14 protein-coding genes and 2 pseudogenes are annotated in these 16,559 nt (G+C 69.8%); 5 read left to right on the top strand and 11 right to left on the bottom strand.

Annotation, left to right across the window (positions count from 1 at the left end; all coding sequences use genetic code 11):
- Positions 1-32 precede the first annotated feature (32 nt).
- From KVT44_RS36720 to KVT44_RS36710, 3 genes and pseudogenes are all read left to right on the top strand, one after another.
- Complete coding sequence (locus KVT44_RS36720; protein ID WP_217571772.1) at positions 33-869, top strand: CDP-alcohol phosphatidyltransferase family protein; 837 nt, start codon at positions 33-35, stop codon at positions 867-869.
- Between the two features lie 93 nt (positions 870-962).
- Positions 963-3,159: pseudogene (locus tag KVT44_RS36715) on the top strand (excinuclease ABC subunit A).
- Positions 3,160-3,221: 62 nt separating this feature from the next.
- Positions 3,222-4,181: pseudogene (locus KVT44_RS36710) on the top strand (RNA polymerase sigma factor); the annotation flags it as partial.
- 134 nt (positions 4,182-4,315) lie between these two features.
- Here the strand turns inward: KVT44_RS36710 and KVT44_RS36705 are convergent.
- Positions 4,316-4,684, bottom strand: coding sequence for a hypothetical protein (locus tag KVT44_RS36705; RefSeq protein WP_217571770.1), 369 nt, complete (start codon positions 4,682-4,684; stop codon positions 4,316-4,318).
- Between the two features lie 289 nt (positions 4,685-4,973).
- Between KVT44_RS36705 and KVT44_RS36700 the strand changes: the two genes are divergently transcribed.
- A complete protein-coding gene (locus tag KVT44_RS36700; protein WP_217571768.1) occupies positions 4,974-5,801 on the top strand; it encodes an alpha/beta fold hydrolase in 828 nt (275 codons plus the stop codon).
- 49 nt (positions 5,802-5,850) lie between these two features.
- On the opposite strand, the gene KVT44_RS36695 is transcribed toward KVT44_RS36700, so the two are convergent.
- A complete protein-coding gene (locus KVT44_RS36695) occupies positions 5,851-6,150 on the bottom strand; it encodes a hypothetical protein (protein WP_254650400.1) in 300 nt (99 codons plus the stop codon).
- A gap of 260 nt (positions 6,151-6,410) precedes the next feature.
- Between KVT44_RS36695 and KVT44_RS36690 the strand changes: the two genes are divergently transcribed.
- Complete coding sequence (locus KVT44_RS36690) at positions 6,411-7,226, top strand: DUF899 domain-containing protein (RefSeq protein ID WP_217571766.1); 816 nt, start codon at positions 6,411-6,413, stop codon at positions 7,224-7,226.
- Between the two features lie 66 nt (positions 7,227-7,292).
- Here the strand turns inward: KVT44_RS36690 and KVT44_RS36685 are convergent, their stop codons facing one another.
- The 9 genes from KVT44_RS36685 to KVT44_RS36650 all read right to left on the bottom strand — a co-directional run bounded on the left by KVT44_RS36685 (position 7,293) and on the right by KVT44_RS36650 (position 16,136).
- On the bottom strand, positions 7,293-8,420 hold the full coding sequence (locus KVT44_RS36685; RefSeq protein ID WP_217571764.1) for an LLM class flavin-dependent oxidoreductase: 1,128 nt from the start codon (positions 8,418-8,420) through the stop codon (positions 7,293-7,295).
- A gap of 13 nt (positions 8,421-8,433) precedes the next feature.
- Positions 8,434-9,579, bottom strand: coding sequence for an LLM class flavin-dependent oxidoreductase (locus KVT44_RS36680; protein ID WP_217571762.1), 1,146 nt, complete (start codon positions 9,577-9,579; stop codon positions 8,434-8,436).
- A complete protein-coding gene (locus KVT44_RS36675; protein ID WP_217571760.1) occupies positions 9,576-10,964 on the bottom strand; it encodes an NtaA/DmoA family FMN-dependent monooxygenase in 1,389 nt (462 codons plus the stop codon). The genes KVT44_RS36680 and KVT44_RS36675 overlap by 4 nt, the downstream gene beginning before the upstream one ends.
- A gap of 17 nt (positions 10,965-10,981) precedes the next feature.
- Positions 10,982-12,217, bottom strand: a complete 1,236-nt coding sequence (locus tag KVT44_RS36670) for an LLM class flavin-dependent oxidoreductase (RefSeq protein WP_308314206.1) — start codon at positions 12,215-12,217, stop codon at positions 10,982-10,984.
- 75 nt (positions 12,218-12,292) lie between these two features.
- A complete protein-coding gene (locus KVT44_RS61150; protein WP_343326426.1) occupies positions 12,293-12,382 on the bottom strand; it encodes a putative leader peptide in 90 nt (29 codons plus the stop codon).
- Positions 12,383-12,488: 106 nt separating this feature from the next.
- On the bottom strand, positions 12,489-13,226 hold the full coding sequence (locus KVT44_RS36665; protein ID WP_217571758.1) for a GNAT family N-acetyltransferase: 738 nt from the start codon (positions 13,224-13,226) through the stop codon (positions 12,489-12,491).
- A gap of 26 nt (positions 13,227-13,252) precedes the next feature.
- Positions 13,253-14,278, bottom strand: a complete 1,026-nt coding sequence (locus tag KVT44_RS36660) for an ABC transporter substrate-binding protein (protein ID WP_217571756.1) — start codon at positions 14,276-14,278, stop codon at positions 13,253-13,255.
- Positions 14,279-14,388: 110 nt separating this feature from the next.
- Positions 14,389-15,174, bottom strand: a complete 786-nt coding sequence (locus tag KVT44_RS36655) for an amino acid ABC transporter ATP-binding protein (RefSeq protein ID WP_217571754.1) — start codon at positions 15,172-15,174, stop codon at positions 14,389-14,391.
- On the bottom strand, positions 15,171-16,136 hold the full coding sequence (locus tag KVT44_RS36650; protein WP_217571752.1) for an amino acid ABC transporter permease: 966 nt from the start codon (positions 16,134-16,136) through the stop codon (positions 15,171-15,173). Before KVT44_RS36650 ends, KVT44_RS36655 begins: the two co-directional genes overlap by 4 nt.
- Positions 16,137-16,559 lie beyond the last annotated feature (423 nt).

Genomic DNA, 16,559 nt, shown 5'->3' with positions numbered 1-16,559 from the left:
ATCGACTCTGTCATACGGCCGGAGGATGTGCGGTGGCCCTGAACAACACGTACGACGCGAGGCTCTTGGCGCAGGAGACCACGGTGGGAGCGGGTCTGCAGCTCCTGGTGCTGGCTCTGCTGGGCACGGCGATCGGGATGGGGCCCGCGGGCTGGCTGACCGGTCTGGCCTTCGCGCTCGCCACCTGGGCGGTCCTGACCCGTGCCCTGCGTCGCTCACGGCCCCGTTCCTTCGGACCGGCCAATCGGGTGACGCTCGGCCGGGCCATCCTGGTCGGCGGGGTCACCGCCCTGGTCGCGGACTCCTTCGAGAGCTCGCCCCCGGTCAGCCTGCTCGTCGGTCTCACGGCGGTCGCCCTGATCCTCGACGGGGTGGACGGCAAGGTCGCCCGTCGCACCGGCACCTCGACCGCGCTGGGCGCCCGCTTCGACATGGAGGTGGACGCGTTCCTCATCCTGGTGCTGAGCGTGTACGTCTCGATGTCGCTCGGCCCGTGGGTGCTGTTGATCGGCACCATGCGGTACGCGTTCGTGGCGGCGGCCCGGGTGCTGCCCTGGCTGAACGCGGCCCTGCCGCACAGCATGGCGCGCAAGACCGTGGCGGCCCTTCAGGGGATCGTGCTGCTCGTCGCGGGCGCCGGGATCATGCCCCTGGAGGGCAACGCCGCCGCGGTGCTCCTCGCGCTCGCCTCGCTCATCTGGTCGTTCGGCCGCGACATCACCTGGCTGTACCGCCACCGCCACCCGGTCGAGGAGCGGGAGCAGGCACAGGAGCGGGCGCAGGAGACGGAGCGGGTGCTGGAGCAGGAACGGGTGCTGGAGCAGGAGCAGCAGGTGCGGGACGGCGTCCGCGAGCTCGTCGAAGCGTGAGGCCGCGGCGGTGGGCGGAGCGTCACCGAGGGCGGAACCGGTCGATAACGATTCGGCAACCGCACGCTCTACCGCGTCGTAGGGTTCGGACATGTGAAAGACGGACTCGTCGTCAAGGGCGCCCGCCGGCACAACCTGCGTGACATCTCCGTGGAGTTGCCCAGGAATGCGCTCATCGTTTTCACCGGAGTATCGGGCTCGGGTAAATCCAGCCTGGCTTTCAACGCGATTTTCGCCGAAGGCCGGCGGCGATACGTCGAATCGCTTTCCGTCTACGCCCGACAGTTTCTCGGCCAGTTGGACAAGCCCGGTGAACCGACTGCTCGCTCAGGGCGACGGGGTCCGCGTCCAGGTGCTGGCTCCGGTGGTCCGGAACCTCAAGGGCGAGCATGCGGACGTGTTCCAGCAGTTGCGGGCCGACGAGTTCAGCCGGGTGCGGGTCGACGCGGAGGTTCATCCGCTCACCGGGCCGCCGCCGCTGGACAGGCGCAGGAAGCACTCGATCGACGTGGTCGTGGACCGGGTCGCGGTGAAGGCGAGTGCGCGACAGCGGCTGACCGAGTCCGTCGAGACCGCGCTCGGGCTCGCCGGAGGCGTCGTCTGCGTCTGCACCGGCCTGGGCTCACGGATGGAGGTCGACCCCGAACTCGTCGTACCGGACGAGGAGAAGTCGCTGTCCGAGGGCGCCGTCGCGCCGTGGACGAAGACCAGCGGTGCCACCTGACCCGGTTCGAGGGCGTCCTCCCCCATGTCACCCGCCGCTACGCGCAGGAGGACGCCTCCCGGGAGCGGTTCGCGGGTTATATGCGCGAGGTGCCCTGCCCGGCCTGCGGCGGCGCCCGGCTGAAACCGGCCGTGCCCGCCGCCACCGTGGCCGGACGCGCCATCGCCGAGCTGACGGCACTGCCGATCGATCAACTCGCGCGATTTGTACAGCACCTGGAGCTGGAGGGCTGCGAGCGGCGAGTCGCCGACGCCGTCGTCGCGGAGATCGGCGAGCGGCTGCGGTTCCTTCTCGACGTCGGCCTGGACCATCTGTCGCCGAACCGGCCCGTCGCCAGTCTGTCCGGCGGCGAGGCGCGGCGGATCCGGCCGGCCACCCAGATCGGCGCCGGTCTGGTCGGCGTGCTGTACGTGCTGGACGAACCGAGCATCGGGCCGCACCAGCGCGACAACCGACGGCTCATCGAGACACTGCTGCGGCTGCGGGACCGTGGCAACACCGTGATCGTCGTCGAGCACGACGAGGAGACCGTGAAGGTCGCCGACCGGGTGGTGGGCATCGGGCCGGGCGCGGGCGCGCACGGCGGACACGTGGTGCACTCGGGTACCGCGCGCGAACTCCTCGACCATCCGACCTCCCTCACCGGCGCCTATCTGTCCGGCCGACGGCGGATACCGCTGCCCGCGAGTCGCAGGCCCCGCACGGAGGGGCGCGCGCTCACGGTGCACTACGCCGGCAAGCACAACCTGCGCGACGTGTCGGTCTCCTTCCCGCTCGGGCAGTTCGTCACCGTCACGGGTGTGTCCGGCTCGGGCAAGTCGACACTGGTCAACGACATCCTCGACGTACACATGAGTCTTCGACCGGTTGCGGCAGCTGTTCGCACAGACCCCGAAGGCGAAGGTGCGCGGCTACCAGCCGGGCCGGTTCTCCTTCAACCTCAAGGGCGGCCGCTGCGAGCACTGCTACGGCGACGGCACCCTCAAGGTCGAGATGAACTTCCTCCCTGACATCTACGTGCCGTGTGAGGTGTGTCACGGAGCGCAGTACAACCGGGAGACCCTGGACGTACACTTCAAAGGCAGGTCCATCGCCGACGTACTGGGCATGACCATCGAGGACAGTCTGGATTTCTTCGCGGAACACGCAATCATCTCCCGGCACCTCAGGGCGCTCCATGACGTGGGTCTGGGCCATGTGAAACTCGGCCAGCCCGCCACGACGCTCTCCGGCGGCGAGGCACAGCGCGTCAAGCTCGCCGCCGAACCGCAGAAACGCACCAAGGGAAAAACGCTCTACGTCCTCGACGAGCCGACCACCGGCCTGCATGTCGAAGACGTCCGCCAACTGCTGGCCGTGCTCCACCGCGCCGACCAAGGCAACACGGTCGTCGTCATCGAGCACGACCTCGACGTGATCAAGACCGCCGACTGGATCGTCGACATGGATCCCGAAGGCGGCCACCGCGGCGGCACAGTGATCGCCGAGGGCACCCCCGAACAGGTGGCGGCCCAGCCTCGGTCCTACACCGGGCAGTTCCTCCGACCGCTTCTGGAGAGGAGTTGAGCGCCATGGAAACGGACACTCAGGCATGGGAACTGGAGTCGCCCAATCCCGCCGCATATGCGGACGAGGACGACGACGCGCCCAGCCCCCGGCTCACCTCCGGCGGCGCCACGATCGATCAGGTGCGCGACTACCTCAAGCAGATCTCCCGGGTCTCCCTCCTCGACGCCGAGAAGGAGGTGGAGCTGGCGAAGCGGATCGAGGCGGGCCTGTTCGCCGAGCGAAGGCTGACGGAGGAGCCGCACATCAGCCCGGAATTCCAACGCGAACTGGAGATTCTCGCCGCGGACGGGCATGTGGCGAAGTCCCATCTCGTCGAGGCGAACCTGCGCCTGGTCGTCTCCATCGCCAAGCGGTACAGCAGGCGGGGAATGCTGTTCCTGGATCTGATCCAGGAGGGAAACACGGGACTGATCCGCGCGGTGGAGAAATTCGACTACACCAAAGGGTTCAAGTTCTCGACCTATGCGACCTGGTGGATCCGGCAGGCGATTTCACGCGCCCTGGCCGACCAGAGCCGGACGATCCGCATTCCCGTCCACATGGTCGAGGTCATCAATCGCATGGCCAAGGTCCGCCGGGAAATACTCCAGGACACCGGGGCCGAACCCACGTCGGAACAACTCGCGGACAAGCTGGACGTCCCCGTCGAGAAGATCACCGAGATAGAGGGCTACAGCAAGCAGCCGGTCTCACTCCACACCCCGCTCGGCGAGGACGGCGGCACGGAACTCGGTGACATCCTGGAGGACAGCGAGACCATCTCCCCCGCGGACATGGTCACCTTCCTGCTCCTCAAGGACGCCATCCAGGCCGTCCTGGCGAACATGACCGCACGCGAGGCCGGGATCATCTCCCTGCGCTACGGCCTCATCGACGGGCAGGCCCGGACCCTGGAGGAGATCGGGCAGGTGTACGGGGTGACCCGTGAGCGCATCCGTCAGATCGAGTCCAAGACGATGTCCAAACTGCGCCACCCCTCCCGCTCCCAGGCCCTACGGGACTACCTCGACGTCAGCTGATCCCCCCACTCCTGCAGCGGGTGTCGCAGGTTCGCATCCTGCCGGGGGCAGAGCGAGAAGGGCCGGCCGGGGGGCGCAGAGAGACGGCCGGCTCAGGAGGGGTTTCCTCCCGGGCCGACCCTTCGGCGGGTGTGTCAGGCGGGCGGGCATCCGAACCAGTTCACCTTGCCGTTGCCTGAGGTGTAGCCCATGCAGCTGATGGTTCTGTGGTGCAGGGTCTCGGTCCGGTCGACCCCTCCGTCCAGAGTGTCCCTCTTGTAGTGGGTCCGTACGAGGGTGTCGATCTCGATGGTGTACCAGCGTCTCTTGTTGTTCGGGATGCTGCAGTGGTGGCCGGTCAGGTTGCGGCTGGGCCCGGCGCTGCTCCACATGTCCTGTTCGGCTCGGTCGCAGTGCGCGCGACCGTAGGCGTCGGCGGTGCCGGCGCCGGTGCCGAGCAGGGCCGACGCGCCCGTGACCACCGCCGCGGCAACGCCGAGCAGGCGCTTCAGAGTGGGGTTCATCGATTGGTCCTCCTGCCAGATGTGGTGACGGCTCGGAGTCGCCATGTCACCTCGGTGCGATGATCGCATTTACCCGGTATGTCCTGCCTGCCAGCCGGAGGCGCGGTCCCTCGACCCGGTGACGCCGATGACGCCAATGCAGCAGGCCGCGGCCGCACCTCGAGGCCCACCCCCGGGACCTCTCCCGCGAATAGCCAAGTCTCGTCATGAGAGTTCACTTGCATGAAGAGAGCGAACCCTCTAACTTCATGAGAGTCGACTCTCACCACGCGATGACAAGGACCTCACCATGCCCACCCCTACCTCCACCCCCGCCTCCCGCACCATCGAGCTGACCGGCGGGCTGTCCGTCACTGTCGAGGAGTACGGCGAGAACACCGAGGGCACCGGCGTGCTGATACTGCACGGCGGTGCCGGCCCGCGCACGGTGGCCGGTATCTCGTCCGCACTGTCCGAGCACGTGTACGTCGTCACGCCGACCCACCCCGGCTTCGACGGCACTCCCCGCCCGGAGCGGTTCGACACCGTCGCCGACCTGGCCGTCGCGTACCTGGATCTGCTCGACACCCTGGATCTGAAGGGCGTCATGGTGGTCGGCAACTCCATCGGCGGCTGGATCGCCGCCGAGATGGCCCTGCGCGACAACCACGGCCGGATCGGCGCGCTGACCCTGCTGAACGCGGTGGGCATCCACGCCCACATGAAGGAGAACCGGGTCGTCGACCCGCGCGCCCTGGCCCCGGCCGAGGTGAGCCAGTTGTCCTTCGCCAACGCGCGGTTCCGCCCCGACTTCGCCTCGTTCAGCGATGCGCAGCGGACCGCGGCGGTCGCCAACCAGAAGACCCTCGCCGTGTACGGGGGCGAGGGGTTCACGTACGACCCGAAGCTGCGCGGCCGACTGCACCGGGTGACCGTGCCGGTGCTGGTCGTCTGGGGCGAGGAGGACGGCATAGCGCCCCTGAAGTACGGGCGCGGCTACGCCGACTCGTTCCCCCACGGACACTTCGCCCCGATCCCCGACGCCGGGCACTTCCCGCAGATCGAGCAGATGGGACGCACCCTCGGAGCCATCGGCGACTTCGTCAGCACGATCGTCAGGCCCGACGCTTCGGCCTGACCGTCTCGAACTCCGGCCCGTCTCGTCAGAAACGGCGCTTGTCCTGTCCCTATGCCGCACCGCTGATGTCGGCGGCAATGAAACGCCGGTGGAGCGGACTGAAGCCTGTCTCGGGTGTACCGGTGATTCCGGCCTTCTGGATCGCGGGTGCGAGCCGTTCGGTGAAGAAGGTCTCGAATGCCTGCTGGGATTCCCACACATCGGTCACGTGGAACCCCTGGGCATCGAACCAGGCCACGTGCACCTGGCCACCAGCCGCCGGGGTCTCCTCCCAACCGACCACATCCCGCACCATGTCGTACTGCTCCGGCGTGACCCCTGCCCAATGCATCGACATCACCACAGCCATGTCCAGCCCCCTTGCTGCTCGTAGTGCCAAACGCGGGTACCAGCACGGAAATCGTTCCACCCCGCGGGCCTTGCCGGACAGGGCGCGTAGAGGCGTACCGGCGCGGTCCCGCACGCGGCCCTCCACGCGGGCTCGACCGTAGGTGTCCCCTGCCGCCGCGATGAGTTCTGGTCGGCGCGCGAGTCTGTTCTGGTGAGCGCCGTTGGACGTCGTGGGACGTCCTGCGACGCTGCCCGGCACCAGACATCACGGAGGACACCATGACGACCACGCCGAGTGACCCGACCACCGCGCTGCCCGGCGGCCCGCCCGTCGTCGACCTGGCCACCTGGCAGGCCGCCCGTGACGAGCTCCTGGTCCGCGAGAAGGCCCACACCCGCGAGGGCGACGCCCTCGCCGCGGCTCGCCGCCGGCTGCCGATGGTGGAGCTCGACGGGACGGTCGAGGTCGTCGGACCCGACGGCCCGGTCCCGTTCCTGGACCTGTTCCAGGGCCGCGACGAGCTCGTGGTCTACCGGCACATGTGGTACGACGGCGCGCCGCACCAGGGGCAGTGCGAGGGCTGCACCACCACGGCCTGGCATGTGAAGGACGCCGTCTACCTCAACGCCCGCGGCGTCTCGTTCGCCGTCCTGACCTCGGGCCCGTGGGTCGAGGTGGCCTCCTACGTCGAGTTCATGGGCTACACCCAGCCCTGGTACTCGGTGCGCGGTGTGGACGCGCCGATCGGCGGAGGAATGGGGCACATCATCTGTTTCCTGCGCGACGGCGATCGCGTGTTCCTCACCTACTCCACGACGGGCCGTGGCAACGAGCCGGTCAACGGGTCCCTCGCCCTGCTCGACATGACGCCCTACGGCCGCGGCGAGGAGTGGGAGGACAACCCCGAGGGCCGGACCGTGATCGGCGATGTCCGCGAGGGGCACCCGTCCCAGGGCCGCCAGGCCTGCTGGTACTGGCGCTCGGACGCGGACGGGAACGCCACCTGGGGCCCGACCAGCCGGCCCGTGCCGCAGTGGACCCGCCCCGGCGCGACCCCTGTGGAGACCCTCGGCCGGCACGGCCACCACCACTGACGCGCCTTCGTCGACGGCGTCGGCAAAAGGAGGCCGGGTCCACGTATCGTCCGAGTGCCAGTACCGCTATCGGCGTCGCCACTCCTCGGCCAGCAGTTCGTACGAGCGCACCCGGTCCGCATGGCCGTGGGTGATGGTCGTGATCAGCAACTCGTCGGCCCCGGTGGCCTCCTGGAGCTGTTCCAACTGGTCGGCGACGTGTCCCGGGGAGCCCACGAACTGGGTCTCGACGCGATCCGCGACCAGCGCCCGGTCCGGGTCGCTCCACACGTGGGCGCGGGCCTCCTTCGGCGTCGGGAACTCGATGGCGCCCTCGGCGGTACGGATGCTGCGGACCCAGAGCCCGTATCCGGTGGCGAGTTCGCGCGCGGTCCCGTCGTCCTCGGCGACGACCACGTCCGCGGACACGCTGACGTACGGCTTGTCGAGGACGTCGGACGGCTGGAAGGCGGCGCGGTAGCCCTCCGCCGCCTCCAGCACCGTGGCCGGACTGACGTGGTAGTTCGCCGCGAACCGCAGCCCGTTGCGGCCGGCGACCGTGGCGCTCTCCCCGCCGCTGCTGCCCAGGATCCACACCTGCACGTCCGCGCCCTCGCCCGGGACGACATGCGCCTCGACGCCGTCCGCCGACCGGTACGTCCCCGCGAGCAGGGCGAGGATGTCGTCGATCTGCTCGCCGTAGTCCTGCGACCGGGCGTGCGGCTGTTGGAGCAGCGTGCGCTGGAGGGCGATACGGGGTGAGCCGAGCAGGTACTCGAAGGAGAACCGGGGCGGGATGCGGAGACCGTTGGGGGCGCGGCCGTCGACCACGGGGGTCGCGGTCGGCAGCGGGGCGGTGGGCCCTCCCGGCGGGCGCCCGCCGGAGCGGCCGAGGCCCAGGTCGAGACGGCCGGGGTGCAGGGCGTCGATCAGGCCGAACTCCTCGACCGTGGAGAGCGCGGTGCGGTGCCCGAGCTGTACGGCGCCCGAACCGAGCCGGATCGTGGAGGTGGCGGAGGCGGTCAGGGCGAGGACCACCGCGGGTGAGGTGCCGGCGACTCCCGGGTTGAGGTGGTGCTCGGCGAACCAGTAGCGGGCGTACCCGAACCGCTCCGCCTGCCGGGCCAGGTCGATGGAGTTGCGCAGGGCCTCGGTCGCGGTGGAGCCGGAGGAGATCGGGACGAGGTCGAGGACGCCGAGGGGGATGTCGGACATGGGGCGGGGCTCCTCAGCGGTCGGCGGGGACGGACGCGGACGCGGGGGCGGACACCGGCCCGGACGCCCGCTGGGACGCCGGCTCCGCCGCAGCCTCGGGCGTCGCGAGCACCGGCCCCCACGCGAACGGCGGGTCGGGGATCTCGCGGCGCAGTACCGGAGCGACCTCCGACTGGAAGCGCTCGAGGGAGTCGCGGTGCTGCGCGTCGCCCAGACCGCTCGCGTCCGCGTGCAGATGCAGCACCGTGTGTCCGAACCGCTCGTGGTAGCGGTGCACCTTGTCGATGATCTGCTGGGGACTGCCGATGAGGGCCGAGCTGCGCTCGACGAAGTCCTCCAGTGTCGGGAAGACCGGCTCCAGTCCCAGGCTCTTCTGGAAGGCCAGGTTCCCCTCGAACACCGGGCGGTACGCGGCCAGCGCCTCCTGCGACGTACGGGCCGCGTAGAGGCCCGCCGTGCCCGCGCCCACCGCGATGTCGGCCGGGTCGTGGCCGTAGTGCTCCCAGCGCTCGCGGTAGTAGCGGATCAACTCGGCGTAGGGCTCTATGGGGTTGGTGACGTTGGCGGAGAAGAGCGGGTCGCCGTAGCGGGCGGCCAGGTCGACCGACTCCTTGCTGGTCGCGCTGCCGTGCCAGACCCGGATCGGCTGCTGATACGGCCGGGGCCACACCTCCGCGTCCTTGAGGGCCGGGCGGAAGCGGGTCTCGGCGGTCACCTTGTCCTGGCGCCAGATCTTGCGGAACACCTCGTAGCTCTCGGCGTTGCGGTCCCACTGGTCTTGGGGGGTGACGTCGAAGAGGTCGCGCTGGGCGGCGCCGTTGCCCTTGCCGATGATCAGGTCCAGGCGACCGTCGGAGAGGTGGTCGAGGGTCGCGTAGTCCTCGTACGCGCGTACCGGGTCGAGCAGGCTGAGCGTCGTCACGGCCGTGAACAGGCGGATGCGCTTGGTGAGCGCGGCGACGTGGCTGAGCACGACGGGCGGCGAGGACGAGATGAACGGCCGCTCGTGCCGCTCCCCCACGCCGAAGCCGTCGAAGCCCAACTCCTCGGCGAGCAGGGCGTTGTCGAGGACCTCGCGGAACCGGTCGTGCGTGGGCTTCCGCACGCCGGTGATCGGGTCCGGCCGGTGCACGATCAGGGTGATGGCCAGGAATTTCATGACGCCACCCGCTCGTCGCGCACGTGGTCCGGGTGGGCGAGGCCGAGGTGGTCGCGCAGGGTCGTGCCCTCGTACTCGGTGCGGTACACGCCGCGCTCCTGGAGCAGCGGGACCACGGTGTCGGCGAAGGTGTCGAGGCCGCCGGGGGTGATGTGCGGGACGAGGATGAAGCCGTCACTGGCGTCGGCCTGCACGAAGGAGTCGATGGTCTCGGCGACGGTGGCCGGGGAGCCGACGAAGGCCTGCCGGTTGCCGGTCTCGATGACCAGATCGCGGATGGACCACTTGTTGGCGGCCGCGAGCTCCCGCCACTCGCGGGCCGTGGCGAGCGGGTCGCGGTACATCCGGACCTGGGCGCGGCCCCGGGCGATGGTGTGTTCGCCGAGGTCCGGGTCGATGTCGGGCAGGGGACCTTCCGGGTCGTACGCGGACAGGTCGCGGTTCCAGACGAACTCCAGGTGCTTGATCGCGGTGGCGCCGCTGACCTGCTGGCGGCGCACCTCGCGGGAGATCTCCTCCGCCTCGGCGTCCGTGTCGCCGAGGACGAAGGTCGCGGCGGGCAGGATCAGCAGCTGGTCGCGCTCACGGCCGTAGCGGGCGAGGCGTCCCTTGACGTCCGTGTAGAACGCCTGGCCCTCCTTGAGGGTCGCGTACCGGCTGAAGATCGCGTCGGCGCTGGAGGCGGCGAACTCGCGCCCCTCGTCGGAGTCGCCCGCCTGGAAGATCACCGGGCGTCCCTGCGGGCTGCGCGGGACGTTGAACTGCCCCTGGATGTCGAAGTGTTGGCCCTGGTACACAAAGGCTCCGGCCTTCGCGTCACGCAGGAAGGTACCGGTTTGCTGGTCGGCGACGATCTCGTCCCCGTGCCAGGAGTCGAAGAGCTCGTTCGCCGTGGTCAGGAACTCCTTGGCCCGGGAGTAGCGCTCCTCCTGCGGGAGGAAGCCGCCGCGGCGGAAGTTCTCGCCGGTGAAGGCGTCCCAGGAGGTGACCACGTTCCAGGCGGCTCGGCCGTCGGAGAGGTGGTCGAGGCTGGCGAACTGGCGGGCCACCTCGTAGGGCTCGTTGAAGGTGGAGTTGATGGTGCCGGTCAGGCCGAGGTGTTCGGTGACGGCGGCGAGCGCGGTGAGGATCGTGAAGGTGTCGGGGCGGCCGACGACGTCCAAGTCGTAGACTTTGCCGCCCTGTTCGCGCAGTCGCAGCCCTTCGGCGAGGAACAGGAAGTCGAACTTGGCGCGCTCGGCGGTGCGCGCGAAGTGGGCGAAGGAGCTGAACTCGATGTGGCTGCCGGCCTCGGGGTCGCTCCACACGGTGGTGTTGTTGACGCCGGGGAAGTGCGCCGCGAGGTGGACCTGCTTGCGGGGCTTGTCCTGTGACGTGCTGCTCATGGGTGGGTCCCTCCGGCTCAGGCGGTGGCGGCGTAGCGGTTGGCGGGGCGGGAGAGGCCGAGCAGCCCGCGCAGGGTGTCGGACTCGTACGACTGCCGGAAGACGCCCCGGCGCTGGAGTTCGGGCACGAGGCCCCGGGTGACGGCGGGGAGGTCGTGGCCGACGACGGCGGGACGCAGCCGGAAGCCGGACAGTCCTGCCTCCCCCAACTCCTGCAACAGATCGGCCAGTTGGTCGGGTGTGCCGGTGAAGATCCGGGCATCGCTGGTGTACGGGTATCCGGCCAGGGCGTCGAGACGCTCGCGGCGGACCGCTGCGGCGGCCGGGTCGTCGTCCAGGAACACCACGAGGTCGCCGAAGAGGTGCAGGGGTTCGTCGGCGCGGCCGGCCGCCGTCCGCTCGGCGCGGATCTCCTCGACGATGGCACGGGCCTGGCCGGCGTCGTGCGGGGTGACATAACCGATGTCGGCGGCCCGGGCCACCAGTCGGTAGGGGACGGTCGCGTGGGCCAGGGCGCTGACGATCGGCTGGCCCTGCGGCGGGCGGGGGGTGATCGAGGGGCCCTTGACGCTGAAGTGCTTGCCCTCGAAGTCGATGTAGTGCAGTTTGTCGCGGTCGACGAAGCGTCCGGTGGCGACGTCCCGGATCTCCGCGTCGTCTTCCCAGCTGTCCCAGAGCCGGCGCACCGCTTCGACGTAGTCCGCGGCCTCGTCGAAGAGGTCGGTCGTCAGCTCGCGCAGGGCCGGGCTGTCCAGGTCCTCGATGCGCAGCGGCGGGAGCGTACGGCGGCCGAAGTGCGCGGCTTCGTGCGCGCGGGCCGACACCTGCACCCGTACGCCGGCACGGCCCGTGCTGACGTAGTCGAGGGTGGCGATCGCCTTGGAGATGTGGAAGGGCTCGGTGTGGGTGACGACGGCGGTCGGGACCAGTCCTATGTGGCTGGTCAGCGGGGCGACGCGGGCGGCGATCAGGACGGCGTCCAGGCGCCCGCGGACCTGGTCGGTGCGGCTGTCGGGCTCGGTGAGGTGCGAGGACTGGAGTCCGAGGGCGTCCTCGATGGTCACGAAGTCGAGGAGACCGCGCTCGGCCTCGGTGACCAGGTCCGTCCAGTACCCGGCGGTGAGCAGCTCACGGGGGCGGGCCACCGGCTCGCGCCAGGCGGCCGGGTGCCAGCCGGCGCCGTCGAGTGCGACGGCGAGGTGCAGAGGGGGGGACGAGGGGGAGGAATCGGGCAGCGAAGATGATGCGGACACGGAGGGGGTGCCTTCCTGGTCGACCGTACGAGAGCGCGGCCCTCTACGCGGAGGGCGCGGCGGCGGGGTGACAGGTCAGGGACGACAGAGCGCGCCGGCCACGCGCTGGAGATCGATGTGCGGCCGGGAGTGCAGGTGCACACGGCGGCGCGGGACGAGCGCCATGACGCGGAGAGCGGACCCGACTCGCACGTCCCTCACCTCCGCTTTTGTGTCCCGGCGGGCCCGTGGCCGCGCCGACATCGTGAATCCCTTCAACTCAACGGTCCGCCTACGCCGTCTGTTCCTGCTGGGCGCCAGGAGTTCGGACGAGGAGGAAGTCCGAGCGGCGGCGCAGGGTGAAGCCGATCGACTCGTAGAGCCGGATCGCGCCGGTGTTGGTCGCGGAGGCATGCAGGAAGGGCGTGTCTCCGCGCTCCCTGATGCCGGACGCGATCGCGCGGACCAGTCGCGTGGCCAGGCCCTTGCCGCGGTGGTCCGGGGCGGTGCAGACCGCGCTGATCTCCGTCCAGCCGGGCGGTCGCAGCCGTTCGCCGGCCAGGGCGATGAGCCGGCCGCGGTGCCGGATGCCGAGGTAGGTGCCGAGTTCGACCGTGCGGGGCAGGAAGGGCCCCGGCTCGGTCAGGGCGATCAGGTCCAGGATCTCGGGGACGTCGTCGGGCCCGAGCCGGACCGCTTCGGGGGCGGGCTCGGCGCGCAGCGCGGTGTCGACCAGTTGTACGCCCTGGCCGTGCTGGACCGTTTCCCAGCCCTGGGGCGCCGACTTCGCCCCGGTCACGGGGGTGACGGTGCCGGGGCCGACGAGCGCGGCGAGGTCGTCCCAGGCGCGCGGGTCGGCCGGGTCGGCGAGGGCGGTGAACGGGGAGACGTCCAGGGGGTAGCGGGCGGCACGTCCTACGCGCTCGGCGAGGTGGGCGTGCGGGCCGGTCAGCGCTGCCCAGGCGGCGTTGTCCAGGATGTGGGGTGTCGCCGGGCTCTGCGGCGGGGTCGGTCGGGCAACGGTGGACATGGTGGTGTCGGACCTCCGGGAAGCGGTCAGGAGTTGTCGAGCGGCAGGCCGGGCGGGTTGATCCGCGAGGTGCTGACGGCCTCGTTGGAGAGGTTCCAGGCGGCGAGCCACTTGGCGTACTGACCGTCCTTGATGAGGTGGTTGATCGCGTCGGCGACCGGCTTGGCCAGCCCGCTGTCCTTCTTCGCGGTGGCCGCGATCAGGCCCTGGAGGGTCGCGCCCGCGCCGGAGAACTTGCCCGCGTTGCGGGTCGGGTTGGGCGTCTTGGCCGTCTGGGTGATGTGGTACGAGATACCGGGGTTGGGTCCGAAGTACGCGTCGATCTTCCCGCTGGACAGCGCCAGATAGACGCTGTTGTTGTCCTGGAAGTATTTGACGGTGAGCTTCTTGCCCTCCTTCGCGAGCTTCGCCTTCCACTCGAGCAGGATCTTCTCCTGGTTGGTTCCGGCGCCCACGGAGACGGTCTTGCCGGCGAGGTTCTCGTAGTCGCCGGCGAAGTTCCAGGTGCTCTTCTTCTGTACCTCGAAGGCGAGGTTGTCCTGCCGGTAGGAGGCGAACTCGTACTTCTTCTTGCGTTCCTCGGTGTCGGTGACGTTCGTGAAGGCGACGTCGACCTTGCCGCTGTCGATGCCGACGAACAGGTTCTCCCAGGTCGAGTTCTTCACCTCCGCCTTCAGTCCGAGGACGGCTGCGACCAGTCGGCCGAGGTCGGGTTCGGCACCGGTGAGGGTCTTCTGGTCCTGGCCGACGTACGCCAGCGGCGGGAACCCGGCGGGCAGCGCGCCGACGCCGATGACCAGCTTGCCGCTCTTGGCGACGGACTTGGGCAGTTCGGCGCTGATGGACTTGACCTCGGACACCTTGAGGTCGGTCTGCCGTGCGGCGCCGTTGGAGAGCGCGCCCACGGTGACGGTGCCGGCGGCCGCGCTGTCGGAGGTGGTGGCGGCGTCGCTCTCGCCGCCGCAGGCGGCGAGTCCGGCGGCGAGAGCGGCGACGGCGGTGGAGGCGGTGAGGCCACGGAGGAGTCTGCTGCGGAGGGTGAGGGTGCGCATGGCTGTCCTTGTCCGATGCTCGTGAGTGAACCGTGTGGTGGGGAAGGCGCGGTGGGGGAAGGCGTGATGGGTGAAGGTGCGGTGGGTCAGGGTGCGGTGAGGGGGGAAGTTCAGAGGACCTTGCTCAGGAAGTCCCTGGTCCGCTCGTGCGTCGGGTGGTCCAACACCTCGGTGGGCGAACCCTGTTCGACGACGCGACCCTCGTCGAGGAAGACGATGCGGTCGGCCACCTCGCGGGCGAAGCCGATCTCGTGGGTCACGATGACGAGCGTGGTGCCGCTGGTGGCCAGGTCCTTGATGACGGCGAGTACCTCGCCGACCAGCTCGGGGTCGAGGGCGGAGGTCGGCTCGTCGAAGAGGATGACTCCGGGCCGCAGCGCGAGGGCACGGGCGATGGCGACCCGCTGCTGCTGGCCGCCCGACAACTGGCGTGGATAGGCGTCGGCCTTGTCGGCCAGACCCACACGGTCGAGGAGGGTGCGCGCGAGCTCCCTGGCCTCGGGCCGCTTCAGCCGTCGGGTCGCCACCGGCGCGGCCGCCACGTTGTCCAGCACCGTCAGATGCGGGAACAGGTTGAAGTTCTGGAAGACGAACCCGATCCGGCTGCGTTGGGCCAGGATCGCCCGCTCGGTCAGCTCCTTGAGCCGCTCGCCGTGCCGGCGTACGCCGATCAGCTCGCCGTTCAGGCTGACATGGCCGATCTCGGGCTTCTCCAGGTGGTTGATCACCCTGAGGAGGGTGGACTTGCCGGAGCCGGACGGGCCGAGGATCACGGTGACCTCTCCGGGCCGCACGGTCAACTCCACTCCGTTCAGGACGCGTTGGACGCCGTACCACTTGTGCACATCGCGCACCTCGACGGCGGCCGGTCGGATCCCGAGCGTCTCGCCGGTCATATCGCCGCCTCCTTGCGGACCCGGGCCCGCAGGTCACGCAGACCGGTGCGGACCTTCTGCAACGGGGTTGGCGGGAGGGAGCGCAGCGCGCCCCGCGAGTAGTACCGCTCGACATAGAACTGGACGACGGACACGACGCTCGTGAGGATCAGGTACCAGGCGGTGGCGGCCAGCAGCAGCGGCACGATGTCGCCGGGGTAGGTGGAGCCCATGCTCTGCACCGAGCCGAAGAGGTCGAGCAGCGAGACGTAGAAGACCAGCGAGGTGCCCTTGATCAGGCCGATCAGCTGGTTGACGTAGTTCGGGGTGATGGAGCGCAGCGCCTGCGGGAACACGATCCTCGTGAACTGGTAGCCCTTGGGCAGACCGAGTGCGGAGGCCGCCTCGTGCTGGCCCTGGTCGACGGAGAGGATGCCGCCGCGGACCACTTCCGCCGCGTACGCCGCCTCGTTGAGGCTCAGTCCGACGACCGCGACGACCATGTCGGTGGCGAGCCGGGACTCGTCGAAGGTGAGGAAGGCGGGGCCGAAGGGGACGCCGAGGCTCAGCGTCCTGTAGAGCGCGCTGAAGTTGTAGAGGAAGAGCAGGACGACGATGAGCGGCACGGAGCGGAACAGCCAGATGTAGACCCAGCTCACCGCACGCAGCACGGGGCTTTTGGAGAGTCGGGCCAGGGCGAGCAGGATGCCGCCGAGCAGGCCCAACACGGCGCTGTAGAGCGTCACTTCGAGGGTGATGAGCAGGCCGTCGAGGATCGTGGGACGCAGGAACCAGTACTGGAACCGGTCCCACTGGAAGAAGGGGTTGGTCGCCAGCCCGTGGACGATCTGGGCGACCACGACGAGCACGATCGCCGAGGCGATCCAGCGGCCGGGGTGGCGCAGGGGCAGCACGCGTTGTGCCGCGGCCGGGCGGGGCTCCGTCGTGCTCAACGGCACGGCGGAGCCCAGGGATTCACTCATGGAGGGCTCCAACGAATGCGGACACACCGCCGCCGGCCCGTACGACGGCGGTGCGCGCGGGGACAGACGGATGTCAGGGGGTACGGAGGGGGAGGCTCACCGACAGCGCACCAACAGGGTGGCGGGCGAGGGAGGTCGAGCCGTGCGGACGTTCAACGCCGCGGAAGGCGGAAGCGGTCAGCCCTGACAGAGACAGCGGGCGCCGCGGGAGCTACAACACAGTGCGGTGGCGAGGCAGCCGTGGCGCCGCGAAGCGGTCGTCCCGTCAGCTGCGTACATCGCGTTCACCGTCACCATTCCGCCCCGTTGGGCCTCGAACGCACCGGAATCGATCCGGTCCGATGCGGCGTAAGTTAGGCATGGCCCCAAACGAATGTCAACGCGCACCGGCCGGAATGACCACGTGGTGAGACCGCGCATATG

It is taken from the genome of Streptomyces sp. GbtcB7 (assembly GCF_019091445.1).
GTDB classification, from domain to species: domain Bacteria; phylum Actinomycetota; class Actinomycetes; order Streptomycetales; family Streptomycetaceae; genus Streptomyces; species Streptomyces mirabilis.
Note: the sequence above shows the minus strand (reverse complement) of the source record. Positions and strands in the feature narration are given on the sequence as shown.